This window comes from Seonamhaeicola sp. (genome assembly GCF_028281565.1).
GTDB lineage: Bacteria > Bacteroidota > Bacteroidia > Flavobacteriales > Flavobacteriaceae > Seonamhaeicola.
The window spans coordinates 288,117-313,636 of record NZ_JANQJQ010000021.1 but is presented as its reverse complement, the minus strand read 5'-3'; the positions used below and the strand labels follow the sequence as shown (position 1 = coordinate 313,636).

Sequence of the window (25,520 nt, the reverse complement as noted above, 5' to 3'; positions counted from 1 at the left end):
GGACGCTATTTTATTACGACTTAAAACAATAACATTTGTTGTAAACGAGCGCCGTCCGTGGATTCCTGCCCAAGTTTATCTTGAGCGAAAGCCGAAAGGCAGGAATGACAGAATGCAACTCCCTACTCCTCAAAACAATTATGATAAATTCAGAATCACTGGAAGTGACGTTTTAGTCTACTTCCTGATGCTTTGAATACCCTTTCCACTTATCAATACACTGCAGCATATCATCCGGAATGTCTGAAGTAAATTGCATAAACTCGCCTGTTCCGGGATGTGTAAATCCAAGTGTTTTAGCATGTAATGCCTGACGTGGCAATACTTTAAAGCAGTTCTCTACAAACTGTTTGTATTTGGTAAAGGTAGTGCCTTTTAAAATTTTTTCGCCACCGTAACGTTCATCGTTAAACAAGGTATGCCCAATATGTTTCATATGCACGCGAATTTGGTGTGTACGCCCGGTTTCTAACTTACAAGACACCAAAGTCACATAGCCCAAACGCTCCAGGACTTTGTAATGCGTTATGGCCGGTTTGCCTTTTTCAGCTTCATCACCAAGAAACACGGTGTTTTGTAACCGGTTCTTTGGATGCCTGCCAATATTGCCTTCAATGGTACCTTCGTCGGCTTCAACATTACCCCAAACCAGCGCTACATATTCCCGTTCACTGGTTTTTTCTGCAAACTGTAGTGATAGATCAGCCATGGCTTTTTCGGTTTTGGCAATCACTAAAAGCCCGCTGGTATCTTTATCTATCCTGTGAACCAATCCCGGGCGTTCACTGGAATTGTTAGGCAAATTATCAAACCTGTAGATCAAAGCATTTATTAAGGTCCCGGAATAGTTACCATGCCCCGGATGCACCACCATACCGGCAGGTTTATTGACCACCAACAAGTCATCATCTTCATATACCACATCAAGCGGAATGTCTTCGCCAATAAGTAAATTTTCATACGGGGGATGGGTAAACAACACCCTGATATCGTCATTCGGTTTTACTTTATAACTGGCTTTTACCGGGGTGTCATTAACGTAAATACTACCATTTTTTGCAGCCGCCTGAATTTTGTTTCGGGTAGCATTTTCTACAAAATTCATCAGGTATTTATCTATGCGCAAGGGAGTCTGCCCTTTTTCAACCTTAAAAGCATAATGCTCATACAGGGTATCTTCATCGGGCAATTGTGGCGTATGGTCTTCCATTAAATAGTGCGGGCATTATTTTCTTCGACGCTTTCCGTTTCCAAGCACCAGGTCTATCACAGATGTTTTTGCAAGTTTATCACCCGGTTTTAAAAGCTTTCCTTTATGATACATCTTTAAAACCAGATCTCTACCAATATTATCTTCATAGCTTATCTTCCCTACTTTAAATTCCAGGGCCTCTAAATTGGGCTTGGCCTGCCTAAAGGTACGCTCTCTTAGATCCGGTACTTCAATTTTTCTGTATCCGGACGGATTAAGCGTTAAGTATATCTTTCTGTCTTCCTTGACCTGGGTTCCGGCAACAGGCTCTTGCTCTATTACTGAAAACCTGGGGTAATCCGGATTAAAATTGGCTGAATCCTGAATTTGCATCACCAAATTATTCTCATCCAATTCCAGTTGCGCCACGCTTATTGACTTGCCTTTTAAGTCCGGAACGGTTTCAAAATCACCATGATTGGTATAGCCTTTTAACCACCATAACATTAAAACACACAATACGATTACGGCAACAACAGCCAACAAAATTTGTTTGAAAAATGTTTTACTAACTAAGAATTTAACAAGGCTCATGTGTAGAATTTTGAATACCGCAAAAGTACATGATTTTTTTCATTTGAAAATTCGCTGACAAATGAAAAAAATCATGTATTAGCAAAGCGTTTCTTGAGGTAAAACTAAATTTTGTTGATTTTTAAACAAAATTCAGTTTTCACCGAAAAAATATATAAAAACAGAACTGCTTTTTCTTTTGCAATATATATGATATTTTAGCTTAACTAATAATAGATACGATTTATTGTAGGTTTTAGATTAATACTTAAAATTTAATTCTGTGAAAAAAAACATCGCCATTATCATGGGAGGCTATTCCAGTGAATACCAGATCTCATTAAAAAGCGGCAATGTGGTTTTTGAAACTTTAGACACTTCAAAATACAATGCTTACCGAGTTCATATTTTTAAAGATAAATGGGTTTATGTTGATGACAACAATACTGAGTTCCCAGTAGATAAAAACGATTTCTCAGTGAATGTTAATGGCGAGATCATCACATTTGATTGTGTTTTCAATGCTATTCACGGTTCACCGGGCGAAGATGGTTTTATGCAGGCTTATTTAGAATTATTGGGCATTCCTCATACCAGTTGCCCTATGTATCAGGCCTCAGTAACTTTTAATAAACGTGATTGCTTAAGCATTTTAAAACCTTACGGTATTAAAACAGCTGAATCTTATTATTTGAATCTTGGAGACTCTATTGACGAAAGAGCTATTATTAACAAAGTAGGCTTACCCTGTTTTGTTAAAGCGAATAAGGCCGGAAGTAGTTTTGGTGTGACAAAGGTTCACAAAGCCGAAGACTTACAAAGCGCTATTGATATTGCTTTTAACGAAGATGATGAAATCATTATTGAATCGTTTTTGGATGGCACCGAGGTATCTGTGGGCGTGATATCCTATAAAGGGGAAACTAAAGTGCTTCCGATCACTGAAATTGTAAGTGAAAATGATTTCTTTGATTATGAAGCGAAGTACCTGGGAAAATCCCAGGAAATAACCCCTGCAAGACTTAGCAAAGTGCAGGAGGAAAAAGTAAATACCGTGGCCAAAAAAGTTTATGAAACTTTAAAAATGACCGGTTTTTCAAGAAGTGAATATATTTTTAAAGATGGAGATCCGCATTTATTGGAAGTAAACACTGTTCCCGGTTTGACCAAAGAAAGTATTTTGCCGCAACAGGCTGCCGAAGCAGGTATTCCTTTGGCTGATTTGTTCGATAATGCTATTGAGGAAGCCTTAAATTGAAACGTGACTTCTTTAAAACAAAAATGACCTGAACTTTATCTCTCAAAAAAAATTGATGAATTTGACAGCAAAATTCAAAAATTACAACAAAAAATTTCTAACTTAATAGACAAATTAGAGAATTGATTATCTTGTATCTAAAGAATCCTGAATCAAATTTGGAATGAAGCGAGCCATATTTCCCGGATCATTTGACCCATTGACTTTGGGGCATTACGACATTATTAAACGGGGTGTTACACTTTTTGATGAACTTATTGTGGCCATAGGTGTTAATGCCGATAAAAAATATATGTTCTCACTTGAAGAACGTAAAGCATTTATAGAAGAAGCTTTTGCTGATGAACCTAAAGTTAAAGTCATGACCTACGAAGGCTTAACAGTAGATTTTTGTAAGGAAATCGGTGTTGAATTCATTCTACGCGGCTTACGAAATCCCGCAGATTTTGAATTTGAAAAGGCCATTGCCCACACCAATAGAGATTTAGCTCCTATTGAAACGGTGTTTTTACTAACTTCAGCGGACACATCATACATTGCATCCTCTATTGTACGAGATGTTATTAGAAATAACGGAGATTATACTAAATTAGTTCCGGACAGTGTAAGAGTGACATGAAACAAATTCTTTTATATGGTTTTCTGCTTTTAACAATGCTCAATGGCTTTGCTCAGAACTCCCTAAATAAACAAGAAAAAGAAGCCATCATTTCAGAGGTTCAGGGCATGCTCAATAATTACCACGATGCTATAGTTAAAGGCGGTATCAATGAAGGGCTGAAATACTTAGACCATTCTTCAGACTTTTTCTGGGTGCCCCCACGTTATACCGAGGCATTAGATTACGATACCGTTAAAGATATCTTATTGGAAAACTCAGGGGATGTTAAATTCATAGACTTTTCCTGGGAAAAAGTTCAAATAGTTCCCATAACGCATTCTGTTACCAACTATACCGGCATTGTAAAGTGTGTTGAAGTTGACAAAAATAATCAGCCAATGACCTTTAGAATTATTGAATCCGGCACCCTCATAAAACGAGATGACGGTTGGAAATTCTTAAGTGGTCAAACCAGAAACCTCCCTAAGCATTAGGCTGCTTTCCTGTAACATTTCTTATCTGTTCCATACTTATAAAGTAAGAATAAGATTTCATGTTACATCATATTAAATACTTTCTCTTTAAACTTAAAATGGCTCAGCCATCTGGAAACGATATTGACAAATGGATGCAGCATAGTTATGCCGAAAGAATTGAATATGCTTTGGAACATGGTAATTACGAAACCCGAAAATTAGCTGCCGAAGCTTTAGGAAAACTAGGCTTCAGCTCCTCAATTCCCGTTTTATTTAAAACTATTGACGACAAGGTTCAAAACGTTTCTATTGCGGCTCTGAATGCCCTTGAAAAAATTGGTTGCCGGGATGAATTAGGTGCCATCATTATCAAAAAGCGCTTTAATTGGGTTAAAGAAGTGCAGGAAAAACAAGCTAAATGGGAAGCCACTAAAAATAAAAAGTATCACATTTACCGTTGGGAACGTACCAGTAAAAAGAATTTTGAATTGGTAAAAGAACGTTTAAAACGCCCTATACGTTGGTCATAATTGCTCTCGCAAAGACGCTAAGTCACCAGATGTAATAAGCTTATAACTCTGAACTCAAAACTTTAAACTTTGAACTTTGAACTTTGAACTTAAAACTACAACTTATACTCTGAAAGCCCTTTGGTAAACGCCTCAGGGTTTTCGGCTAAATGATAGCGCGGATCATCAATATCTTCTACAATAACCTCCCTGAATTTTGGACTGGATTTGTATAACAGGACCTTACAGTCTTCACTTAAATGCTTCAGTTTGATGGATTTCCCTTCGGCTTCATATTTATGGACTAAATTGAAAATAGCTTCAATGGCTGAATGATCGCTCACCCTGGATTCTACAAAATCCACTTCAATATTTTGCGGATCGCTTTTAGCATCGAATTTTTCGTTAAACGCTTTAATAGAACCAAAGAAAAGCGGGCCCCAGATTTCATAGACTTTGGTACCATCATCCTTCATGCGCTTACGTGCTCTAATACGCTTGGCATTTTCCCAGGAGAACACCAAAGCACTGATGATGACACCAGCAATTACGGCAACAGCCAAATCTTTCCAAACGGTAATTAAAGAAACCGCTATTAATACAACAGCATCGGTTACCGGGATTTTTCTTAATATCCTGAAACTACTCCAGGCAAACGTACCAATAACTACCATAAACATCACACCAACCAAAGCTGCAATTGGAATTTGCTCTATATAAGCCGAAGCAAACAGGATAAACACCAATAGTAAAACAGCTGCAACAATACCTGATAACCTGCCACGTCCGCCACCTTTTATATTGATTATGGATTGCCCGATCATGGCACAGCCTCCCATACCCCCAAATAAACCTGTGATTATATTAGCTCCTCCTTGTGCCATACATTCTTTGTTGGCATTCCCCCTGGTCTCGGTAAGTTCGTCAACCAGGTTAAGTGTCATTAAGGATTCTATTAATCCAATGGCCGCTAATATCACAGCATATGGGCCAATAAATCTAATGGTTTGCCAATTGAACGGAACATTGGCAAACAGCTCTAATTGAAATTGTGGTAGACCGCCTTTTAAGCCTTCGCCCCCACCCTCTCTAATAAAACTACCAACAGTGGCTACGTCCAGTTTCCCAAAAATCACGATGGCAGAAACCACCAGGATACCTATTAAAGCTTCAGGTAGTTTTTTAGTCCATTTGAATTTAGGTAAGACGAACATGATACCCATGGTTAAAGCCACGAGACCAATCATTGTATATAACTCAGAACCCGAAAAATAGCTCCCGTCAGCACCTCTGAACATCTTCAATTGGGCCATAAAAATAACAATGGCCAATCCGTTCACAAAGCCCATCATTACCGGGTGCGGAATAAGCCTTACAAATTTACCCAGTTTAAAAACACCGGCTAACATCTGTATGACACCCATTAAAATAACTGTTGCGAACAAATAATAAAGCCCCAGGTTGTCTTCAGGTGCTCCCATGGCATTTCCTTCCGCCACCAATTTGACCATGACCACTGCCAATGCTCCGGTAGCACCACTGATCATTCCCGGGCGACCTCCAAAAACAGCGGTGATCAACCCAATCATAAAAGCTGCATACAACCCTACTAACGGATCTACACCAGCAACAAAAGCAAATGCTACGGCTTCCGGCACCAAAGCCAGTGCCACGGTCATTCCACTTAAAATATCATTTTTGGCATTTTTAGCGCGCTTTCGGATAAATTCTGTCATGGCTTATTTTTTGTAAGGTGCAAATTTAATGTTAATAAAGGAAGCGGCAAGTAATTTACTAGAATTCAATAGGTAACAACACTAAAACGTTTGAGTTTCAAACAGATAATCATTGGTTAGCTATCCACCCAAGAGCTTTATCCCTTTCTTGAAATATATAAATATTCCAATCACTGTCATTATTAAGGTTTATCATCGTCTCTGTTGACATTAAAGCTCCGCTTGTAGCAATAACAACGGCTATGGCTTTAATTTCCTTTAATTTTCCGATAAGACGTTGTGCTTTAAACGTATAACTATAAGAATATTTTCTGTTTATAAGAATTGAAAACGGGGCGGCAAGGTTTTGCAACAAAAATTCATGAAACTCATTGACCAAAGTCTCATTCATTTCAATACCTTCATCTGTGATAACCTCAGCTAAGTTATCACTAATGATGATAATAGTACCAAATGTTAGTTTATAACTTTTCAAGTTAAATGTAATTTTAGATATTTAAAAAATTACAACTAACTTCAAAAAAATAATCCCATAGCAATTATAAGCGTTTGCTTACAGGTCTAAATTACTTATTTTTCTCTAATTTTTTAAATATCTTAAAGAAATTAATGACAAATTAATCATAGATTTATCAAAAATTGGGTCAGCACTACAATAATTGATTTTTTATTTAGGAATTTTGTGAAAAGTAAATGAATCATTAAAAAATAATAAAGGGTTGATATTTAACATCAACCCTTTATTCATAAATGCAATTTTCCTTTTTCTATTTATTAACTATTATCTTTTTGGTTAACTGCCTGTATTGTGAAATTAACTTAATCATATATATACCGTCACCCAGGGTATTTGTCGTAATGGTTTCGGCACCGCTGCCCAGATATTCTAACTTACCGGATTTAACTTGCCTGCCACTAACATCTGTAATAGTATAGTTGACTTCTTCATCGCCATATAAAGTCATACTAACGTTTACTCTATTAACAACCGGATTAGGGAATAATTTTACTTCGCCATTGTTAAATTTACCTGCTTCGTCATTACTTAAAATAGCATTTAGATCGGAAGGAAGTTCATCAAGCGTTAAGCTATCCGATCTGTTGTTGAAGATCTTACTAAAATAGTCGCAAAACCATCTTGAACGAATCACCAAATTAAGGGACCCGTGGACATCTAAAGAGGCACATATATTATTCTCTGTTACAAGATTAACAACATCATAGCCGGTTGTTACACCAAACTCCACAACACTTAAATCCAAAGTATCCGGATTATAAACCAAGCTATGAATCCTATAAAAACCAGGCTTTTCCACATCAAAATCAGGTTCATTTGAAACGGCGAGAATTGTTAATGTAAATCCTTCTGTGAGTACAAATAATTGTTGATACCCTGCCGGTATATCTGCAGGCTCATAAGCCTGGGCAGTAATCATTACTGTACCCCCATCAAAACAACTTATGGGGTGGCTTGAAAACATGGTTCCGGAATTTGCCAAACAGGCTTCACTTTCCTCTACCATAATGGGTGCTCCCGCAGCATCCAGTGAGGCACAGATGCCTGTGGCTCCAACTAAATTTAATACATCTACCCCAGTAGTGACTCCGAACTCTACAACGCCCAGGTCTAAATAATTAGGACTATCAGCATTGCCATCATATACCAAAGTATGGATGGTATATAAACCGGACATGTCAACCGTAAACTCCGGACTGCCACCTACCTGCTCAATAACCAAACCTTCACCGGAGGTTAACACAAATAAACTACTGTAGCCGTCTGGTATGTAGATATCTCCATTAGGTGTGGCGCTTATCACAGCTTCGCCGCCTGTTAGGGTCACCATGTCAGCATCGGCTGTCAATGTTCCTGCATCGGCCATACATTCTTTAGCCATAATAGGTGCCCCTGCAGCATCCAGTGAAGCACAGATGCCTGTGGCTCCTACTAAATTCAATACATCTACACCGGTAGTGACTCCGAACTCTACAACGCCCAGGTCTAAATAATTAGGACTATCAGCATTGCCATCATATACAAGGGTATGAATGGTATATAAACCGGACATGTCAACCGTAAACTCCGGACTGCCACCTACCTGCTCAATAACCAAACCTTCTCCGGAGGTTAACACAAATAAACTGCTGTAACCGTCCGGTATGTAAATATCTCCATTAGGGGTAGCGCTTATCATGGCTTCACCTCCCGTCAATGTAACCATATCAGCATCAGCTGTTAAGGTTCCGGCATCAGCTGCACACTCCTTGACCATAATGGGTGCCCCTGCAGCATCCAGTGAGGCACAAATGCCTGTGGCTCCTACTAAATTCAATACATCGACTCCTGTAGTCACTCCAAACTCTACAACACCCAGGTCTAAATAATTTGGACTATCGGCATTACCATCATATACCAACGTATGGATGGTATATAAGCCTGACATGTCAACCGTAAACTCTGGACTGCTGCCTACCTGCTCAATGACCAAACCTTCACCGGAGGTCAGTACAAATAAACTGCTGTAGCCGTCAGGTATATAAATATCTCCATTAGGGGTGGCACTTATCATGGCTTCTCCACCTGTTAGGGTCACCATGTCAGCATCGGCTGTTAAAGTTCCGGCATCTGCCATACACTCCTTGACCATGATCGGTGCTCCTGCCGCATCCAGTGAGGCACAGATGCCTGTGGCTCCTACTAAATTCAATACATCTACCCCAGTAGTGATTCCAATCTCTACAACACCCAGGTCCAAATAATCCGGACTATCGGCATTACCATCATATACCAAAGTATGGATGGTATATAAACCGGACATGTCAACCGTGAACTCAGGACTCCCGCCTACCTGCTCAATAACCAAACCTTCTCCGGAGGTCAACACAAATAAACTACTGAAGCCGTCCGGTATGTAAATATCTCCATTAGGGGTGGCGCTTATCATGGCTTCGCCGCCTGTTAGGGTAACCATCTCAGCATCAGCTGTCAATGTTCCTGCATCGGCTGTACACTCCTTGACCATGATCGGTGCTCCTGCTGCATCCAGTGAGGCACAGATGCCTGTGGCTCCTACTAAATTCAATACATCCACTCCGGTAGTAACTCCGAACTCTACAACACCCAGGTCTAAATAATTAGGACTATTGGCATTACCGTCATATACAAGGGTATGAATGGTATATAAGCCTGAACTTGTTACCGTGAACTCAGGACTACCCCCTACCTGCTCGATAACCAAACCTTCACCAGAGGTCAGTACATATAAACTACTGTAGCCGTCCGGTATGTAAATATCTCCATTAGGCGTAGCGCTTATCATAGCTTCACCGCCTGTTAAGGTTACCATGTCAGCATCGGCTGTCAAGGTGCCCGCATCGGCCATACACTCCTTGACCATGATCGGTGCTCCTGCTGCATCCAGCGAGGCACAGATACCTGTGGCTCCTACTAAATTCAATACATCTACTCCGGTAGTGACTCCGAACTCTACAACCCCCAGGTCTAAATAATTTGGACTACCGACATTGCCGTCATAGACCAAGGTATGGATGGTATATAAGCCTGACATGTCAACCGTAAACTCTGGACTGCCTCCCACCTGCTCAATAACCAAACCTTCACCGGAGGTCAACACAAATAAACTACTGTAGCCGTCCGGTATGTAAATATCTCCATTAGGGGTGGCGCTTATCACAGCTTCGCCGCCTGTTAGGGTAACCATCTCAGCATCAGCTGTCAATGTTCCTGCATCGGCAGTACATGGAGGTCTTATTGTAAATGTTATGGATTTTGAATCGCATTCCCCAATTCCAAAATAGAATTTATACACCTTAGCAGTTAGCTTAAAGTTCCCATGTCCCAAATACCATGGTTTGTTACCGGCCGGAAAAGTAAAGGGTGGCAGGTTCTCTGTTATCTTAAAGGTGTCGCCCGTATCCAGATTTTCAACAATGTAACGTACACTTTTAGATTTTCCACTAACCTTTGTATTAATATAAAATCCGGAGGGTAAATCTGAAATAATGTAATTTTCTCCGTCCATTAAACTAACGGTTTCATCGCCATTGGTAAATTCAAAACTTTCTATTTGACCACAATTATCACCTGCAAAAGCATACAGAGAGAGGCACAAAAACAATGAAGTAAGTAGGTATTGAAGTTTGGGAGTCTGTTGATGTAGAACTACTTTCATGATTTTTTGTTTAATTAATTTTCATTAAATTTAAACAAAAATAATTTAATGTTTAATATTATTATTTAAAAATTAAACAAAATGATATAATTCATCGATAAAGTGCATTTAAAACCAATAAATACTTACAAAAAAATGAAACGATTACTGTGAAGAAAATTAAGATTGTGTGCTACACCAAAGCCCTGATATTAGCATAAGAGTTTTTAAGGGCCTTTACAGACTGCTTTTTATCTAACCACTCCACTTTTGTAATACCTTCCTTTTCCTGAGGATAAAGCTTGCCGTTAAAAGTGGTTTTCATTTCAAACCAATAGGTGATTTTAATTCGGTGGCGTCCGTTACGTTTAAATATATGATAGGTAGTCTCCAAAGGCTTGGTAATTTCCAAACCTTCAACACCGGTTTCTTCTTCAACTTCTCTGATGGAGGTTTCTTCAATGGTTTCTTTTCTTTCGGCTTTTCCTTTAGGTAAATCCCACTTATCATTTCTATAAATGAATAGCACTTCTCCTTTATCATTAAAAACCTTTCCGCCACCGGCAATAACATTAGGTAGTTTTTTTAAGAATTTGCTTAAGAGTTTGTCTTCATTTTTATGGATAAGCCTAACTTCACGCAACGAAGATTTATTGAGCTCTTTAATTACTTTTCCAATATTTACCGTATCCAGTAAATAATTTTTAAAGTGGGTTTCCTGTTCAACTTTGGTAGTTAAAATTATAGGTTTATCACCAACAAAAACTTTATGCATATGTAGTTTTTAACATTACGCCTTGGTAAAAATATCATTTTTAGTCGCAAACCAACCATTGTTGAAAAAAATATTTTTATTCATAATACACATCTTATAAAAAATTAAATTAATCCGTATTTTTGGCAACATGATTTTTAACAAACACACTGCCAGAAAAACAGCCGAAGTTTTATTGCAGGTAAAAGCTATAAAGCTTAGCCCAAAAGAACCATTTACCTGGGCTTCCGGATGGAAATCACCTATTTATTGTGACAATAGAATTATCTTGTCCTTTCCTCCTATTCGTAACTACGTAAGGGAAACGATGGCTAAACAAATTGAAAAGCAATACGGAAAACCCGATGCTATTGCCGGAGTTGCAACTGGGGCTATTGGTATTGGCATGCTGGTAGCTGAATATATGGGCCTGCCATTTATTTATGTCAGACCGGATGCTAAAGGTCACGGCCGTAAAAACCAAATTGAAGGTTTTATTGAAAGCGGGCAGAATGTTGTTGTAGTTGAAGATTTGATCAGCACCGGAAAAAGTAGCTTAAATGCTGTGAAAGCATTAAGGGATGCCGGTATTAATGTAAAAGGCATGATTGCCATTTTCACTTACGGATTTGATGTAGCTGCACAAAATTTTGAAGATGCTAATGTCAGGTTACAAACTTTAGGTAATTATGATAGTTTGTTAGACCAGGCATTACAGACCAAATATATTACCGAATCCCAGTTAAAAACCTTATCGGAATGGAATACCAATCCGGGCGAATGGAATGGCATCTAATTTTAATGTAAGCTCCTACTAAACCGCTTAACAAATAACAACCAAACAGTATTATGCATTTAGAATCACCAAAAATAAACGTTGAAAAATCTCCTGAAGCTGTTTTTGAGTTTTTAGCCGATGTTAAAAACTTTGAAGCTTTAATGCCTGAAAACATCAGTAAATTTGAAGTTTTAGAAGACGACACCTTTGTATTTGCTTTAAAAGGTATGCCGGAAATCATACTTAAGAAGAAAGAAGTGACGCCTCCTAACAAAATTGTTTTAGGTGCTGCCGGTGGAAAAATAGATTTTTCTTTAACCGGACATATTGTTGCAACCGGGGATGCTTCCAGCGAAGTACAATTACAATTCTCGGGTGATTTTAACCCCATGATGGCCATGATGATCAAAGGCCCGATCACCAAGTTTATTGAAACACTGGTAACAAGTATCCCAAAAGCCATTTGACTTTGAGACCCTTAGGCTCACAACCATCCGTTTATATTAAAAACACAAACCCCCAATGACCAAATACTAGTACAGCAACTGTACTTCTTTTAGATCAAACTTTTTCACAACTTCGTCTTCTAAAATTACCATAAGCTTACCGTATTTGGTAACACCTTTTACAAATCCGGAAAACAGGTTCCCTTCAGCATCTTTAAATGTTGAAGGTTTGCCTTTTCTAAACAAATTAGCTTCATATTCGTTTTTAACCGTATCATATGCTCCCTCCTGTAAAAGCAAAGAATATGCCTTTGTATGGGTCATTATACGATGTAAGACCTCATCCAAATCGTAATGAACACCCGTTATATTTTTTAAAGATGCCGCTTTCGGAAGTCCATCAAACCTGGTCTGGTTTACATTAACTCCAATACCTATAATGGTGGAGTCTAATTTATTTTTTATGACATTTTCGATTAAAATGCCGCAAATCTTTTTGTCTGCTGACAAAATGTCGTTTGGCCATTTAATACGTAAATCCGGAATATTAAACGATTTTAATGCCTTTAAAATGGCCAGAGAAATAGCCATACTAATATAAAAAGGGAACTCTACAACATGGATGCTTAAATCCTTAAACATGCTAAAAGTGAGGTTCTTAGACGCTTCTGAATTCCAGGAAGTGCCCATTTGCCCTCTTCCGTTGGTCTGTTCATCTGCTATGACAACTGTATAATCTTCAACCTTATTCTTAGCCAGATACCTGCGCAAATAACTATTTGTAGAATCGATGGCATTAAGTTTGATTATATGCATGAAAAGGTTATTGTTAAGCTTTAAAATCTTATGATTTTTTTAAAGTATAAAGAATTAAAAAAATAATAACTTTGTACAAATTAAATAAATTTAATGGCGAAAGAAAAAATAAGCGCAGATCAATTAATATCAGTAATTATAAGTGGCATTGAAGATGTTAAAGGGCAAGAAATAAATATTTTAGATTTAAGAGATATTGAGAATACTGTTTGCGACTACTTTATAATATGTGAAGGGACTTCAAACACTCAAGTAAACGCCATAGTTAACTCCATACATAAAAGAGTAAGTAAAGAGCTTAAAGACAAACCTTGGCATACGGAAGGTGTAGACAATGCAGAATGGGTTTTAATAGATTACGTTAATGTTGTTGTACATGTATTTCAAAAGCATGTTAGAGAATATTATGATATTGAAAGTCTTTGGGGGGATGCTAAAACAACAGTAATAGAAACAAGTTATTAAAAAGATTACATGGCAAACGATAAAAAAAATATAAAAGAGAAGAAACCAAAATTTAGTCCTTACTGGATTTACGGTATTTTAATTGCTCTTTTTTTAGGATTTCAACTGTTTGGTGACAGCAGCAGTAGCGGTGGTTCTAAAACTACAACCTCAGATTTTTTCAAATTTTTAGCCAATGGCGATGTTGAAAAAATAGATATTGTAAAGAATACCCGTGTTGCAAGAGTGTATTTAACAGATGAGGCCGAATCTAAAGAGGAACACAAAAGCTCAAAGCAGCAACCGTTTATCCCGTCGGTAAGTGCGTTACCCAACTATAAGTTTGAATTTGGGGACCTTCAAAACTTTGAAAACCGTTTAAACGAAATCATTGAAGATTTAGATACTAAACCGGTTGTTGAATTTGATACCGAAACCGATACTTTTGGAAATCTGCTTATCGGAATACTCCCTTTTATCCTGTTGATCGGCGTTTGGATTTTCATTATGAGGAGAATGTCCGGTGGTGCCGGTGGTGGCGCAGGCGGACAAATTTTTAACATTGGAAAATCCAAGGCAAAACTTTTTGACCAGAACACGGAAGTAAAGACATCATTCAAAGATGTAGCCGGTTTGGAAGGTGCTAAGGAGGAAGTTCAGGAAATTGTGGACTTCTTGAAATTCCCTGAAAAATATACCACTTTAGGTGGAAAAATCCCTAAAGGAGCTTTACTTGTAGGGCCTCCGGGAACCGGAAAGACCCTCCTGGCAAAAGCTGTTGCAGGTGAGGCCAAAGTACCTTTCTTCTCATTATCAGGTTCAGATTTTGTGGAGATGTTTGTGGGTGTGGGAGCATCGCGTGTCCGTGATTTGTTCAAACAAGCCAAAGAAAAATCACCCTCCATTATTTTTATTGATGAAATTGACGCCATTGGTAGGGCCCGGGGAAAGAATGCCATGTCCGGAAGCAACGATGAACGTGAAAACACATTAAATCAGCTTTTAACAGAAATGGATGGTTTTGGTACCAATACCAATGTGATTGTATTGGCTGCTACCAACAGAGCCGATATTTTAGATAAAGCGTTGATGCGTGCCGGCCGTTTTGACAGGCAGATCTATGTGGACCTTCCCGATGTTCGCGAACGCAAAGAAATTTTTGAAGTACACTTAAGACCCTTAAAAAAGGCTAAGGACTTAGATACCGATTTTCTTTCAAAACAAACCCCCGGTTTTTCAGGAGCCGATATTGCTAACGTTTGTAATGAAGCCGCTCTAATAGCGGCCAGAAATGGTAAAAAAGAGGTTGACAAACAAGACTTCCTTGATGCTGTCGATAGAATTATTGGTGGTTTGGAAAAGAAAAATAAGATCATTACGCCTAGCGAGAAAAAAGCGGTTGCTTTCCATGAAGCAGGCCACGCCACTGTAAGCTGGATGTTGGAACATGCAGCACCTTTGGTAAAAGTTACTATTGTACCAAGAGGTCGTTCCTTGGGAGCTGCCTGGTATTTACCGGAAGAAAGACTGATTGTCCGCCCGGAACAAATGTTAGATGAAATGTGTGCCGCCCTGGGAGGCAGAGCTGCGGAACAGGTTATTTTTGGTAAAATATCTACAGGCGCTTTATCTGACCTGGAAAAGGTTACCAAACAGGCCAGAGCTATGGTGACCATTTACGGGCTTAGTGATAAAATTGGTAACCTTACCTATTACGATTCTTCCGGCCAAAGCGAATATGGTTTTACAAAGCCGTATAGCGAACAGACCGCCGAATTAATTGACAAAGAAATCTCGGATATCATTGAAGAGCAGTATGACAGGGCTGTGGCACTTTTAGAAGCTAACAAAGATAAACTTACGGAACTTGCCGAAGAACTTCTTGATAAAGAAGTGATTTTTAAAGATAACCTGGAACGCATTTTTGGTAAACGTGCTTTTGAAAAAGAAGAAGCAGAAGTAAAAAGCGAAGAAAAAACCGAAGGCTCTGAAACGACAGAAGTTTCGGGCAAATAAGCTGAAATACATATATTTTGTTAAGCTTTTAGTAAAAATCTTAAATTAACCTTAAGGTTAGTTTAAGATTTTTTATCTTTGATAATCAACAAAAAGAATTGGGTTAATAGCAGTCACTAAATGAGTCTTTTTAGAAAAATTTTTGGTTCCAAATCTGAACATTCAAAGGCGGAATTAAAATCTGAAGAAAGAGGCAAATACATGCCGGAAATTAAGCTGCCAATAGACGAAAGGTTTACCATAAACTTTAAAGCTAATGGTGGAAAGTTCCTGTATTGTGAAGACTTAAACGAAGTTTTTCAAAATCTGGATAATATCATTGAAGAAAACAAATGGCATGATAAAAAAGTGTTACTTCTTGATGAAAACTTAAAAGATAAATTCAAAGACTCAAACCTGGACCCAACTTTAAGAATTACAGAATCTACTTTTTTCCTTACCACTTGCGAGAATTTAATAGCCAATGACGGGTCCTTATTAATATCCTCAAAACAGATTTTCGAGAAAAAATTAATAGAACTGCCTTTTAATTTTATTGTATTTGCTACCACCAGCCAAATAGTTGAAAACATAGGAGAAGGCCTTCGCGGTATTAAATCAAAGAACAGGCAAAAAATCCCTACTAACATCACCACCATAAAACATTTTAAATCTGGTGATGAAAAAGATTTTTTAAGTTATGGTAGCAGTGCAAAAAATCTTTACTTACTGCTTTTAGAAGATCTGTAAAAAAAAACGAACATTTAAAAATTTTAAAAATATATTTGCAAAAAGGAATGCTTAAAATTTTTAATGTTAGAACGCAGTGGTTGTCCCGATAGCTATCGGGATTCTTAATTTTATAATTTATAATATTGTAATTATTAAAATTTAAACGTGTGAAGGAAATTCTTATCAGAGGCTTCTCCGGCTTGCTTTATATTTCATTATTAATTATTTGTTTGCAAAACGAACAGGCCTTAATCATTCTCTTTTTTGTTTTTGGCTTGATTTGTTTAGCCGAGTTTAAGAAACTCATTCAATTAAAAAGCCTAATCCCTTATGCTGTTTTTGTTATCATCTATTTCGTTTTTGTGTATTGGAAACTGGTACTTAACACCCAATTTGGATTAGATGAAGCCACCCAAATACTAATGGTAATCACCATTTTTGTTGAGCTCTTTTTAATTAAAGATCTCTTTTCAGAAAAAACCATACCCCTCTTTGCTTCAAAAAGATTCATCTTAACAACCTTTTATTTATCAAGCGCGTTTGTGTTTTTAATATTGATAGCTAACTATCAAAACACTTACAACTCAAATATTCTGCTGGGGTCGTTTATTCTTATTTGGGTAAACGATTCGTTTGCTTTTCTGGTTGGAAAGAACTTTGGTAAACAAAAGCTATTCGCTAAAATTTCGCCCAAGAAAACCGTTGAAGGCTTTTTAGGCGGTTTATTTTTTTCATGCGTAGCAAGTTATTTTATTACTAACTTTACAGAGACCTTAAGCTTTACTAATTGGCTAATTTTAAGCATTATCATTAGTGTATTTGGTACGCTGGGAGACTTAATAGAATCTAAATTCAAAAGACAAGCCGGCGTTAAGGACAGTGGTGTCATTATGCCTGGCCATGGTGGTCTGTTGGACCGATTAGACAGTATTATTTTTGCTGCCCCGTTTATATATTTATTTTTAAGACTTTTACAATATGTTTCATAAAGAAGGCCATAAGATCATATTTATAACATTCGTTATCATTGTTGCTGCATTTTTACTGGTTGATAGTGTTATTACCATTGCCTGGTTAAGAACGTTGGTGCTAATCGCCCTATTGGTTTTATTGATCCTGATCCTTCAGTTTTTTAGAAATCCCAAAAGGCAAACGGTTTTAAACGATAAACAGGTCATAGCACCTGTTGATGGCAAAGTAGTTGTTATTGAAGAAGTTTTAGAAAAAGAATATTTTAAGGAAAAGCGGCTTCAGGTGAGCGTATTTATGTCGCCAATAAACGTACACGTAACGCGTTATCCTATTAGTGGCAATGTTATTTTTAGTAAATACCATCCGGGGAAATATTTAGTGGCATGGCATCCTAAGGCCAGTGAAGAAAATGAGCGTACCACCGTAGTAGTTGAAAACGAAACCTACGGTAAAGTGCTTTACAGGCAAATTGCAGGTGCCCTGGCAAAACGTATTGTAAATTATGCCAAACAAAACCATAGGGCTGAGCAAGGTGCGGATGCCGGTTTTATCAAATTTGGTTCCAGGGTAGATTTGTTTTTACCGTTGGATACCAATATTAAGGTGGCATTGAATCAAAAAGTTCGTGGAGGTGAAACAGTTATTGCGGAAATGTAATGAGTAAGGACCAGTTAGACATAGAATTTCAGGAAGCAGTTGCCAGAGTAAACGCTCATACCGAGCCTTTTCCGGCAGACACGCTTTTAAAGTTGTATGCCTATTACAAAAAAGCTACTAATGATTACGGCAGGCCCAGAAGCAGGGAAGCTTTGATCAATGCTTTTAAAACGAACGCTTTATTCCAGGCTAAGGACATCACGGAAGATGAAGCCAAAAGAAAATATATAGAACTGGTTAATAAGTACTTTTTGTACAGAGAATAAACCAAGGCTGGTTCCATGAAGCACTTATTTTATATTTTCTCTTTTCTGTTTTTAACAATAAGCTGCTCCGCTCCTACCAAAAAAAATTATAACTATTACCTGAATCTTCTTGAGTCCGAACATGAGGTTATAGAATTAACTTCTAATGAAGGAGATGCCAGAATTCTTATCTCGCCATTTCATCAAGGCAGAATACTCACCAGTACTTATGACAATGTTGAAGGCGTCAGCAATGGCTGGATAAACGAAAAGGCACTTGAAGATCCTGCCAAAAGCATTGGTGGTGAAGAACGGTTGTGGATTGGCCCGCTGGGAAGTCAGTTCTCATTTTACTTTCAACAAATAAAGCCCATTCACGATGATAACTGGAACGTTCCGGCCACCATGGATGCAGCACCTTATGATCTGATCCATCAAGATGCAAAGCATGTAACATTATCAAAAAAGATGCAGCTTACCAACTTTGTTGGTACTACATTTAACCTGGAGGTAAATAGAAAGATCGCCATACTTTCAAAAGAAACAATCGAAGACCATCTAAACATTGAACTGAAGCATGTTACTAATCATGTGGCGTTTGAAACAAAACACAAACTCACCAATTTAGATACAGTGGCCTGGACCAAAGCCACCGGTTTACCTGGTTTATGGAGTGCGGGTATGTATCCCGGTGACGATTCAATCGTAATTATACCGCTTAAGAACAACGGAAAAAAATCAGATGTTCTAACTTATCTGGCAACCATGGACAGTAAGCGATTGACCGTAAAAAACAATACGGTTCTATTTAAAGCGGACGGACAATACCGAAGCAAAATTGGAGTTCCACCGGAGTTTGCCCCCAATATTTACGGTTGCTACTCCAAAGCAAAAAACAAACTCACTATTGTTGCATACAAAAAGGAACATGACACCTTATATTCAAACTCTTATGTGAGTATTCAGGAAGAACCTTTTAAGGGTGAAGCCATTCCTATTTATAACAATAGCACCGATTTTTTCGAACTGGAGTCTAATGCGCCATTAAAAGAAATGGATCCGGGGGACTCCACAACACATTGGCAACGAGTGTATCACCTTTCCGCTACGCCTTCTGAACTAAATAGGATAGCACTTGAATTACTAGGTATTTCATTAAAAACAGTGGAGCTATGAAAATTGAACACATAGCTATCTGGACCAAGGACATAGAGGCCATGAAGGCGTTTTACCTTAAGTACTTTGAATTAAGTTCAAATGAGAAATACTACAATCCCATAAAGCAGTTCAGTTCTTATTTTTTATCATTTAAAACCGGTGCCAGAATAGAATTAATGCACAAACCTGACATGTCCGAATTTATGAAAAATACGAACTTTGGTTTAACCCATTTTGCCATTTCTGTTGGAAGCAAAGAAAAAGTAAATACCTTAACCGAATTAATTAGAGAAAACGGACATAAAGTTGTTGGTGAACCCAGAACTACCGGGGATGGTTATTATGAAAGCGTCATTGAAGATATTGAAGGCAATTTAATTGAATTAACTGTGTAAGCAGTACGGATTTTCATAGTTTCAATCTTAGCTTTCAATAATATGCGATTACCTTCGTTTAAATGTGACAAGTTTGCTAATCATTTTCTTTATAATCTATTTCCGAATCACAAAATAATGACTGTAGATAAAACAATTAAAAATTTAATCCTCTGTTTAAACTTGTTATTAACTGTTTTAGTTTACGGCCAGGATGAATTTGCCATCAACTACAAGGGATTAACTCCAAAACTTTCGATATCAAAAATTGATTCTTTGTCTAAAAGTGCATTGTACCTAAAAACCTTAGAATGGATTGAAGAAAATGAAACTAAATATCGACTACTTGTAGATAGCAAAATTGAAAATGAGGCCATCCTTGTAATCCTTATTAAAGAAAATGCTGTGAATTTAAACAAGCAGTATTACAATGTAAAATATAAGATTAATATTAGTTTTGAAAAGGAACAATACAAGTTTGAACCCACCCGAATCCAACTAAAGCTTAACAGTAAATATGATATGGGCTGGAAAGATTTTGACCTTACTAATGGTGCTATCTTCTTCGATAAAGAAAAAGTGATAAAAAAATATAAATATTATCTTAAAGACATTACCCGTTCATTGAATGAACTTAGCATGCAACTAAACGCCGGGTTAAAAAACTAAAAACATTAATACCTTTCGGGTTTATTAGGGGTTTGGTTTCTTCCTGTATTTTTAAAAACCCTATTCCAAACTCGCCAAACTGGCTTTTAAAGTTTCTATTTTGGCTAAGGCATCGGCTTCTTTTTTCTTTTCACTGGCCACTACCTGTTCCGGTGCGTTGTTTACAAAACGCTCATTAGACAGTTTCTTTTGTACGGACTTTAAGAACCCTTCGGTATAATTTAACTCGTCTGTAAGCTTTTTAATTTCAGCCTCTAAATCAATAGCACCAGCCATTGGTATAAAATATTCATTTGATTTCACACGGTATGTCAAGGCGCCATCAATAGTTTCATTTACATATTCAATACTTTCAAGATTTCCCAACTTCTTGATTACCTCATCAAAAGTATTAGCTACATTTTCGTTATTAATGACTGAAAACGTGATAGCATCTTTAAAAGCTATATTCTTTTCCTTTCTAATGGTTCTGATACCTGATACCACTTCTGTTGCAAAATCAAATTCAGCAATCAACCTTTCATTAACCGGTTTTAATTCCGGCCATTTAGCCACAATTAAAGCATCTTCCGGGGTTCTTTCCGTAATATATTGCCAGATTTCCTCTGTTAAGAAAGGCATAAACGGATGTAATATCTTTAAATTATCTTCTAACAAACCAATAACAGCATTGTAAGTAGTACTATCGATCGGTTGCTGATAAGCCGGTTTTACCATTTCCAACAACCAGGAACAGAAGTCGTTCCAGATCAATTTATACGTTTCCATTAACGCATCACTAATGCGGTATTTGCTGTAGTGGTCTTCAATTAATGCTAAACTTTTCCGGAATTTATTAGTGTACCAATCTATACTCACTTTAGCATAATCTGGTTGTTCTAGATCAGCTACCTCCCAACCATTGATCAATCTAAAGGCATTCCAAACTTTATTACCAAAAGCTTTTCCTTGTTGACACAGGGCTTCATCAAACAATAAATCGTTACCAGCCGCAGAACTCAACAATAAACCAACACGTACGCCTCCGGCGCCATAATCTTCAATCAATTTTAGCGCATCCGGTGAATTCCCTAACGACTTGCTCATTTTTCGACGTTGTTTATCACGTACCAATCCGGTTAAATAGACATTTTTAAAGGGCTCTTTCCCTTTATATTCATAACCGGCAATGATCATACGCGCCACCCAGAAAAACAGAATATCCGGCCCCGTAACCAAATCGTTGGTAGGGTAATAATACTTTATATCCTCATTTTCAGGGTTTCTGATGCCGTCAAACACACTCATAGGCCATAACCAGGAGGAGAACCAGGTATCCAGGGCGTCAGAATCCTGTCTTAGGTCCGAAGCTTGAAGCCCGGAGTTGGAAGTTTTTTCCTGAGCTAGTTTTACGGCCTCTTCAATGGTTTCCGCAACCACAAAATCTTCTTTGCCATCGCCATAATAGTATGCCGGGATTTGTTGTCCCCAAAGCAACTGACGTGAAATGTTCCAATCGCGGATGTTTTCCATCCAATGACGGTAGGTATTTTCAAATTTCTTTGGGAATAACTGAATATCGTTATTTTCCCCTAAAACCGCTTTAATAGCCGGTTTTACCAGGTCTTCCATTTTAAGGAACCACTGGTCACTTAATCTTGGTTCAATAATGGCTTTGGTTCTCTCTGAAATTCCAACACGATTATTATAATCTTCAATTTTAGAGATCAGTCCCAAACCTTCCAGCTCTTTTACAATGGCCTTTCTAACTTCAAAACGGTCCAGGCCTTCGTAATGCAAACCATAGCTGTTCAGTGTAGCATCTTCATTAAAGATATCAACAACTTCTAGCTTATGCTTATCGCCCAAAACCTTATCGTTTTCATCATGCGCCGGTGTTACTTTTAAACATCCGGTACCAAATTCCACATCCACATAATCGTCTTCTATAATAGGGATCACACGATTACAGATAGGCACAACAGCCTTTTTACCTTTTAAACTGGTATGACGTTCGTCATTCGGATTGATACAAATAGCCGTATCTCCCAAAATAGTTTCCGGTCTGGTTGTGGCTATGGTCAACACCTCTTCAGAACCTTCAACCTGATAATTTATATGATATAACTTCCCTTGCTTGTCAATATACTCAACCTCTTCATCAGATAAGGTTGTTTTTGCTTCCGGATCCCAATTGACCATACGGTAGCCTCTGTAAATAAGGCCTTTGTTATACAGGTCGACAAACACTTTGATCACCGCTTCGCTCATATCCCCATCCATGGTGAATCTGGTACGTTCCCAGTCACAGGAACATCCCAGTTTTTTTAGCTGCTCCAGAATAACACCACCATATTCATGGGTCCAGTCCCATGCATGCTTTAAAAACTCGTCTCTTGTTAAATCGTTCTTATCAATGCCCTGTTCCTTTAATTTAGCAACCACTTTAGCCTCGGTAGCTATAGAAGCATGGTCCGTACCCGGAACCCAACAGGCATTTTTACCCTGGAGGCGTGCACGGCGAATCAATACATCCTGAATGGTATTATTAAGCATATGCCCCATATGCAGAATGCCAGTAACATTTGGAGGCGGAATGACTATGGTATAGGGTTCTCTTTCATCGGGCTCCGAATGAAAATAATTGTGTTTCATCCAGTAATCATACCACTTACTTTCTACCTGACTGGCATCATATTTAGACGGAATTTGCATACTTTGGAACAGTTTTTGACTTTGTGCGCAAAAGTACTTATATTTCTTTTTCTGTGAAAACTATTATCAGGCTTTAATTGTTAATAAAAAACTTACAATTTAACTATTTTTTAATGCAGAACCGAGAAAGTAATACGTACCTTTAACCAAGTTAAATATGTTAACATACGTGTATTTTGTCTAATATTTTTGCTGATTGTGGAAAAAGTACCTATGTTTACGAAGAATTTAAAAGATAAAAGTAATGAAACGAACCTAAATTTTCTTCGTTCTACTTTTAAATAAAGAATGATTAAAATTTATGTGAGTTCCTGAAATCGAAGATTCACGAATACAAAAACATAAAAGCAAAAGCTAATGAGTAATGTATTCAATTTTTTTGGACATTTTTAGGAAAAAAAATTTAAACAAATGAAACATTTAATTACAATTTTATTTATCGGGTTAATCAGTTTTTCTGTTACGGCTCAGGAAAAAGTAGCTGAAATAAAGTTTAAAACTGAAACCATTGATTATGGCACTATTGAGAAAGGATCTGATGGTGTTCGAGTTTTTGAATTTACTAATACCGGAAACGCCCCACTTATAATATCTGATGTTAAATCATCTTGCGGGTGTACGATCCCTTCAAAGCCAAAAGAGCCTATTATGCCTGGTAAAACCGGAGAGATCAAGGTAAAGTATGACACTAATAGAGTAAATCCTATAAGAAAGACCATTACTGTGATTTCTAATGCTAACACACCAACCGTTGCCCTTAAAATCAAAGGTTTGGTGGTTGATTCCAGTAAGGCAAGTATCCTTGAAAAGAGAAATAAAAGTGTAGTACAACAGTAAACGTTTATACTTAAAAAATTAAAGGCTTGAATCCAAGATTCAAGCCTTTTTTTTATTCCAATAAACTCTCTAATTTAAAACTATAGCTTAAAACACGGGTATCTCTTTCCACCTTCAATTTCATAAACTTTCCCGAATGGCCATAGAACATGATCATAATTTGCTGTAAAGACAGTTGGTGCGTGGATTTACCATTGATTGACAAAACAACATCCCCTTTTTGCAACCCGGCTTTTTCCGCCGGTGACCCTTCTCTGAGCTCCACAATAGCGTAAGCAGGTTTTAATGCCATTTTATATTGCCTGTCAAAAACTATTCGCACCCCATCATTGTTAGCGCTGTTTCCCTGATTTTCATTAAATCTATACTTGATCGCCTCGTACTCTTTAACAAATCTAACGCCATTATGAGCCAGCTCAATACCACTCTTGTTGTATCTGAACTTTTCATTAAAATTTTTATTCTTTTTTAGCGTAATCAATGAATTTCTATAGTCCATTATAATATTAAACCGCTTTAGAATATTTCCTGACATGCTTCCATTTCTACCTTTAACTTTTTTGGCAAAAACAATGGACGTAGCATCGGGATACGCCACATTCGGTTCTTTAAGTTCGAAACTTTTCAACAAAAATGAGGCTGCTTTTCCACGCTTTCCATAAACACTTCCGCTTAAACCATGGCCTAAAAAATCCCTGAAAAATTTATCACCTGAATCTATGCCCAATGAATCATCTTCAAATAACCATAAACTGTCACTCCCTCCGGAATCAATCAACAGCTTCACAGGGATTACTTTATTATTTAAAGAAACTTTACCATTTATATAGGGTTTATCGTTGTAAAACTCCAGGTTAAAGCGTTCACATTTTTTACAGCTTTTATACTTATACTTATGGGGTTCTGTCAACTTAATGTATTTTGATATATAATTGATCTCCACCACAAAATCTCTAAACAGGTCCAAACCTATAATACCATGGATAGGGACGCCCAGTCTGGGTCCAAAATTCATCCCTAAACCATAAACGGCATATAAATCCTGATCCAGTTTTATAGCATCACCAATTCTAAAAATATTGCCGGATGACTTTAAAGCTTCTACGGGCTCTCCGGCTCCCAACCCACGTATAAAGAAAGTTTCCGTATTTTTTATCTTTAACGTATCAGACACATTTAAGAAATTGAAAATAATAGGTTTACTAACACCGGTATCTAAAATAAACGATAACTCTACCCCGTTGACTTCCACAGGGACCACCATTAAATTGTTGATGAGTTTGAAGCCAATTTTGTCTGATTGTTTTTTGTTTTGAATGATAAATCTGTTCTGAGCTGATGAAAAATTAAGCGAACAAAAAAAGAATAAAAAAAGAATAAAAAACTTTTGCATTAAAAGGTACGTATCATTTATATAATCAATTTACAAATC

The 25,520-nt window shown here is 37.5% G+C and carries 25 protein-coding genes; 16 read left to right on the top strand and 9 right to left on the bottom strand.

Annotated features, from left to right (window positions below; translation table 11 throughout):
- Positions 1-172: 172 nt before the first annotated feature.
- Both Q0983_RS11120 and Q0983_RS11115 read right to left on the bottom strand, forming a co-directional pair.
- On the bottom strand, positions 173-1,210 hold the full coding sequence (locus Q0983_RS11120) for an RluA family pseudouridine synthase (RefSeq protein WP_299552847.1): 1,038 nt from the start codon (positions 1,208-1,210) through the stop codon (positions 173-175).
- 15 nt (positions 1,211-1,225) lie between these two features.
- A complete protein-coding gene (locus tag Q0983_RS11115; protein ID WP_299552844.1) occupies positions 1,226-1,786 on the bottom strand; it encodes a PASTA domain-containing protein in 561 nt (186 codons plus the stop codon).
- A 262-nt stretch (positions 1,787-2,048) separates the two neighbouring features.
- On the opposite strand from Q0983_RS11115, the gene Q0983_RS11110 reads away from it, so the two are divergent.
- From Q0983_RS11110 to Q0983_RS11095, 4 genes are all read left to right on the top strand, one after another.
- A complete protein-coding gene (locus Q0983_RS11110) occupies positions 2,049-3,023 on the top strand; it encodes a D-alanine--D-alanine ligase (protein WP_299552841.1) in 975 nt (324 codons plus the stop codon).
- Positions 3,024-3,186: 163 nt separating this feature from the next.
- A complete protein-coding gene (coaD, locus tag Q0983_RS11105; protein WP_299552838.1) occupies positions 3,187-3,642 on the top strand; it encodes a pantetheine-phosphate adenylyltransferase in 456 nt (151 codons plus the stop codon).
- Positions 3,639-4,118: a nuclear transport factor 2 family protein gene (locus Q0983_RS11100; RefSeq protein WP_299552836.1), complete on the top strand. Its 480-nt coding sequence runs from the start codon at positions 3,639-3,641 to the stop codon at positions 4,116-4,118. The genes coaD and Q0983_RS11100 overlap by 4 nt, the downstream gene beginning before the upstream one ends.
- A 98-nt stretch (positions 4,119-4,216) precedes the next feature.
- Entirely contained in the window at positions 4,217-4,630 is a 414-nt protein-coding gene (locus tag Q0983_RS11095) for a HEAT repeat domain-containing protein (RefSeq protein ID WP_299552833.1), read from the top strand.
- A gap of 95 nt (positions 4,631-4,725) precedes the next feature.
- On the opposite strand, the gene Q0983_RS11090 is transcribed toward Q0983_RS11095, so the two are convergent.
- From Q0983_RS11090 to Q0983_RS11075, 4 genes are all read right to left on the bottom strand, one after another.
- Positions 4,726-6,345 (bottom strand): SulP family inorganic anion transporter, encoded by a 1,620-nt coding sequence (locus tag Q0983_RS11090; RefSeq protein ID WP_299552830.1) that lies wholly within the window; start codon positions 6,343-6,345, stop codon positions 4,726-4,728.
- A gap of 109 nt (positions 6,346-6,454) precedes the next feature.
- The gene (locus Q0983_RS11085; RefSeq protein WP_299552827.1) at positions 6,455-6,820 is read right to left on the bottom strand and encodes a hypothetical protein; all 366 of its coding nucleotides are present in this window, start codon (positions 6,818-6,820) and stop codon (positions 6,455-6,457) included.
- Between the two features lie 292 nt (positions 6,821-7,112).
- The gene (locus Q0983_RS11080) at positions 7,113-10,538 is read right to left on the bottom strand and encodes a T9SS type A sorting domain-containing protein (RefSeq protein WP_299552824.1); all 3,426 of its coding nucleotides are present in this window, start codon (positions 10,536-10,538) and stop codon (positions 7,113-7,115) included.
- Positions 10,539-10,710: 172 nt separating this feature from the next.
- Complete coding sequence (locus tag Q0983_RS11075; RefSeq protein ID WP_299552821.1) at positions 10,711-11,292, bottom strand: NUDIX domain-containing protein; 582 nt, start codon at positions 11,290-11,292, stop codon at positions 10,711-10,713.
- Between the two features lie 130 nt (positions 11,293-11,422).
- Between Q0983_RS11075 and pyrE the strand changes: the two genes are divergently transcribed.
- Both pyrE and Q0983_RS11065 read left to right on the top strand, forming a co-directional pair.
- Positions 11,423-12,067, top strand: a complete 645-nt coding sequence (gene pyrE / locus Q0983_RS11070; protein ID WP_299552818.1) for an orotate phosphoribosyltransferase — start codon at positions 11,423-11,425, stop codon at positions 12,065-12,067.
- A 53-nt stretch (positions 12,068-12,120) separates the two neighbouring features.
- Positions 12,121-12,516: an SRPBCC family protein gene (locus tag Q0983_RS11065; RefSeq protein WP_299552815.1), complete on the top strand. Its 396-nt coding sequence runs from the start codon at positions 12,121-12,123 to the stop codon at positions 12,514-12,516.
- Between the two features lie 66 nt (positions 12,517-12,582).
- Here Q0983_RS11065 and Q0983_RS11060 read toward each other — a convergent pair whose 3' ends face one another.
- Positions 12,583-13,311 (bottom strand): biotin--[acetyl-CoA-carboxylase] ligase, encoded by a 729-nt coding sequence (locus Q0983_RS11060; RefSeq protein ID WP_299552813.1) that lies wholly within the window; start codon positions 13,309-13,311, stop codon positions 12,583-12,585.
- A 93-nt stretch (positions 13,312-13,404) separates the two neighbouring features.
- On the opposite strand from Q0983_RS11060, the gene rsfS reads away from it, so the two are divergent.
- The 9 genes from rsfS to Q0983_RS11015 all read left to right on the top strand — a co-directional run bounded on the left by rsfS (position 13,405) and on the right by Q0983_RS11015 (position 20,557).
- Positions 13,405-13,776: a ribosome silencing factor gene (rsfS, locus tag Q0983_RS11055; protein ID WP_299552810.1), complete on the top strand. Its 372-nt coding sequence runs from the start codon at positions 13,405-13,407 to the stop codon at positions 13,774-13,776.
- A 9-nt stretch (positions 13,777-13,785) separates the two neighbouring features.
- Complete coding sequence (gene ftsH, locus Q0983_RS11050) at positions 13,786-15,771, top strand: ATP-dependent zinc metalloprotease FtsH (RefSeq protein ID WP_299552808.1); 1,986 nt, start codon at positions 13,786-13,788, stop codon at positions 15,769-15,771.
- A 120-nt stretch (positions 15,772-15,891) separates the two neighbouring features.
- On the top strand, positions 15,892-16,500 hold the full coding sequence (locus Q0983_RS11045) for an LUD domain-containing protein (protein ID WP_299552805.1): 609 nt from the start codon (positions 15,892-15,894) through the stop codon (positions 16,498-16,500).
- Between the two features lie 149 nt (positions 16,501-16,649).
- Positions 16,650-17,471, top strand: a complete 822-nt coding sequence (locus tag Q0983_RS11040; RefSeq protein ID WP_299552802.1) for a phosphatidate cytidylyltransferase — start codon at positions 16,650-16,652, stop codon at positions 17,469-17,471.
- Positions 17,461-18,111 (top strand): phosphatidylserine decarboxylase family protein, encoded by a 651-nt coding sequence (locus Q0983_RS11035; RefSeq protein WP_299552800.1) that lies wholly within the window; start codon positions 17,461-17,463, stop codon positions 18,109-18,111. The genes Q0983_RS11040 and Q0983_RS11035 overlap by 11 nt, the downstream gene beginning before the upstream one ends.
- On the top strand, positions 18,111-18,377 hold the full coding sequence (locus Q0983_RS11030; protein WP_299552796.1) for an acyl-CoA-binding protein: 267 nt from the start codon (positions 18,111-18,113) through the stop codon (positions 18,375-18,377). The genes Q0983_RS11035 and Q0983_RS11030 overlap by 1 nt, the downstream gene beginning before the upstream one ends.
- Positions 18,378-18,392: 15 nt before the next feature.
- Positions 18,393-19,532, top strand: a complete 1,140-nt coding sequence (locus Q0983_RS11025; protein WP_299552793.1) for a DUF6786 family protein — start codon at positions 18,393-18,395, stop codon at positions 19,530-19,532.
- On the top strand, positions 19,529-19,909 hold the full coding sequence (locus tag Q0983_RS11020; RefSeq protein ID WP_299552790.1) for a VOC family protein: 381 nt from the start codon (positions 19,529-19,531) through the stop codon (positions 19,907-19,909). The genes Q0983_RS11025 and Q0983_RS11020 overlap by 4 nt, the downstream gene beginning before the upstream one ends.
- Before the next feature lie 117 nt (positions 19,910-20,026).
- A complete protein-coding gene (locus Q0983_RS11015; protein WP_299552787.1) occupies positions 20,027-20,557 on the top strand; it encodes a DUF4468 domain-containing protein in 531 nt (176 codons plus the stop codon).
- 60 nt (positions 20,558-20,617) lie between these two features.
- On the opposite strand, the gene Q0983_RS11010 is transcribed toward Q0983_RS11015, so the two are convergent.
- The gene (locus Q0983_RS11010; RefSeq protein ID WP_299552784.1) at positions 20,618-23,251 is read right to left on the bottom strand and encodes a valine--tRNA ligase; all 2,634 of its coding nucleotides are present in this window, start codon (positions 23,249-23,251) and stop codon (positions 20,618-20,620) included.
- Between the two features lie 411 nt (positions 23,252-23,662).
- Here Q0983_RS11010 and Q0983_RS11005 point away from each other — a divergent pair, with 411 nt between their 5' ends.
- Entirely contained in the window at positions 23,663-24,088 is a 426-nt protein-coding gene (locus Q0983_RS11005) for a DUF1573 domain-containing protein (protein WP_299552781.1), read from the top strand.
- A 52-nt stretch (positions 24,089-24,140) separates the two neighbouring features.
- Here Q0983_RS11005 and Q0983_RS11000 read toward each other — a convergent pair whose 3' ends face one another.
- Positions 24,141-25,481, bottom strand: coding sequence for an aspartyl protease family protein (locus tag Q0983_RS11000; protein ID WP_299552778.1), 1,341 nt, complete (start codon positions 25,479-25,481; stop codon positions 24,141-24,143).
- Positions 25,482-25,520 lie beyond the last annotated feature (39 nt).

Excerpts from the sequence above, each read along its gene's own strand:
- pyrE (WP_299552818.1), top strand. The coding sequence starts at position 11,423 with ATGATTTTTAACAAACACACTGCCAGAAAAACAGCCGAAGTTTTATTG.
- Q0983_RS11000 (WP_299552778.1), bottom strand. The coding sequence starts at position 25,481 with ATGCAAAAGTTTTTTATTCTTTTTTTATTCTTTTTTTGTTCGCTTAAT.
- coaD (WP_299552838.1), top strand. The coding sequence starts at position 3,187 with ATGAAGCGAGCCATATTTCCCGGATCATTTGACCCATTGACTTTGGGG.
- Q0983_RS11005 (WP_299552781.1), top strand. The coding sequence starts at position 23,663 with ATGAAACATTTAATTACAATTTTATTTATCGGGTTAATCAGTTTTTCT.
- Q0983_RS11095 (WP_299552833.1), top strand. The coding sequence starts at position 4,217 with ATGGCTCAGCCATCTGGAAACGATATTGACAAATGGATGCAGCATAGT.
- Q0983_RS11080 (WP_299552824.1), bottom strand. The coding sequence starts at position 10,538 with ATGAAAGTAGTTCTACATCAACAGACTCCCAAACTTCAATACCTACTT.
- Q0983_RS11020 (WP_299552790.1), top strand. The coding sequence starts at position 19,529 with ATGAAAATTGAACACATAGCTATCTGGACCAAGGACATAGAGGCCATG.
- Q0983_RS11060 (WP_299552813.1), bottom strand. The coding sequence starts at position 13,311 with ATGCATATAATCAAACTTAATGCCATCGATTCTACAAATAGTTATTTG.
- Q0983_RS11100 (WP_299552836.1), top strand. The coding sequence starts at position 3,639 with ATGAAACAAATTCTTTTATATGGTTTTCTGCTTTTAACAATGCTCAAT.
- Q0983_RS11030 (WP_299552796.1), top strand. The coding sequence starts at position 18,111 with ATGAGTAAGGACCAGTTAGACATAGAATTTCAGGAAGCAGTTGCCAGA.
- Q0983_RS11065 (WP_299552815.1), top strand. The coding sequence starts at position 12,121 with ATGCATTTAGAATCACCAAAAATAAACGTTGAAAAATCTCCTGAAGCT.
- Q0983_RS11045 (WP_299552805.1), top strand. The coding sequence starts at position 15,892 with ATGAGTCTTTTTAGAAAAATTTTTGGTTCCAAATCTGAACATTCAAAG.
- Q0983_RS11115 (WP_299552844.1), bottom strand. The coding sequence starts at position 1,786 with ATGAGCCTTGTTAAATTCTTAGTTAGTAAAACATTTTTCAAACAAATT.
- Q0983_RS11120 (WP_299552847.1), bottom strand. The coding sequence starts at position 1,210 with ATGGAAGACCATACGCCACAATTGCCCGATGAAGATACCCTGTATGAG.
- Q0983_RS11010 (WP_299552784.1), bottom strand. The coding sequence starts at position 23,251 with ATGCAAATTCCGTCTAAATATGATGCCAGTCAGGTAGAAAGTAAGTGG.
- Q0983_RS11090 (WP_299552830.1), bottom strand. The coding sequence starts at position 6,345 with ATGACAGAATTTATCCGAAAGCGCGCTAAAAATGCCAAAAATGATATT.
- Q0983_RS11035 (WP_299552800.1), top strand. The coding sequence starts at position 17,461 with ATGTTTCATAAAGAAGGCCATAAGATCATATTTATAACATTCGTTATC.
- Q0983_RS11015 (WP_299552787.1), top strand. The coding sequence starts at position 20,027 with ATGACTGTAGATAAAACAATTAAAAATTTAATCCTCTGTTTAAACTTG.
- rsfS (WP_299552810.1), top strand. The coding sequence starts at position 13,405 with ATGGCGAAAGAAAAAATAAGCGCAGATCAATTAATATCAGTAATTATA.
- Q0983_RS11025 (WP_299552793.1), top strand. The coding sequence starts at position 18,393 with ATGAAGCACTTATTTTATATTTTCTCTTTTCTGTTTTTAACAATAAGC.
- ftsH (WP_299552808.1), top strand. The coding sequence starts at position 13,786 with ATGGCAAACGATAAAAAAAATATAAAAGAGAAGAAACCAAAATTTAGT.
- Q0983_RS11075 (WP_299552821.1), bottom strand. The coding sequence starts at position 11,292 with ATGCATAAAGTTTTTGTTGGTGATAAACCTATAATTTTAACTACCAAA.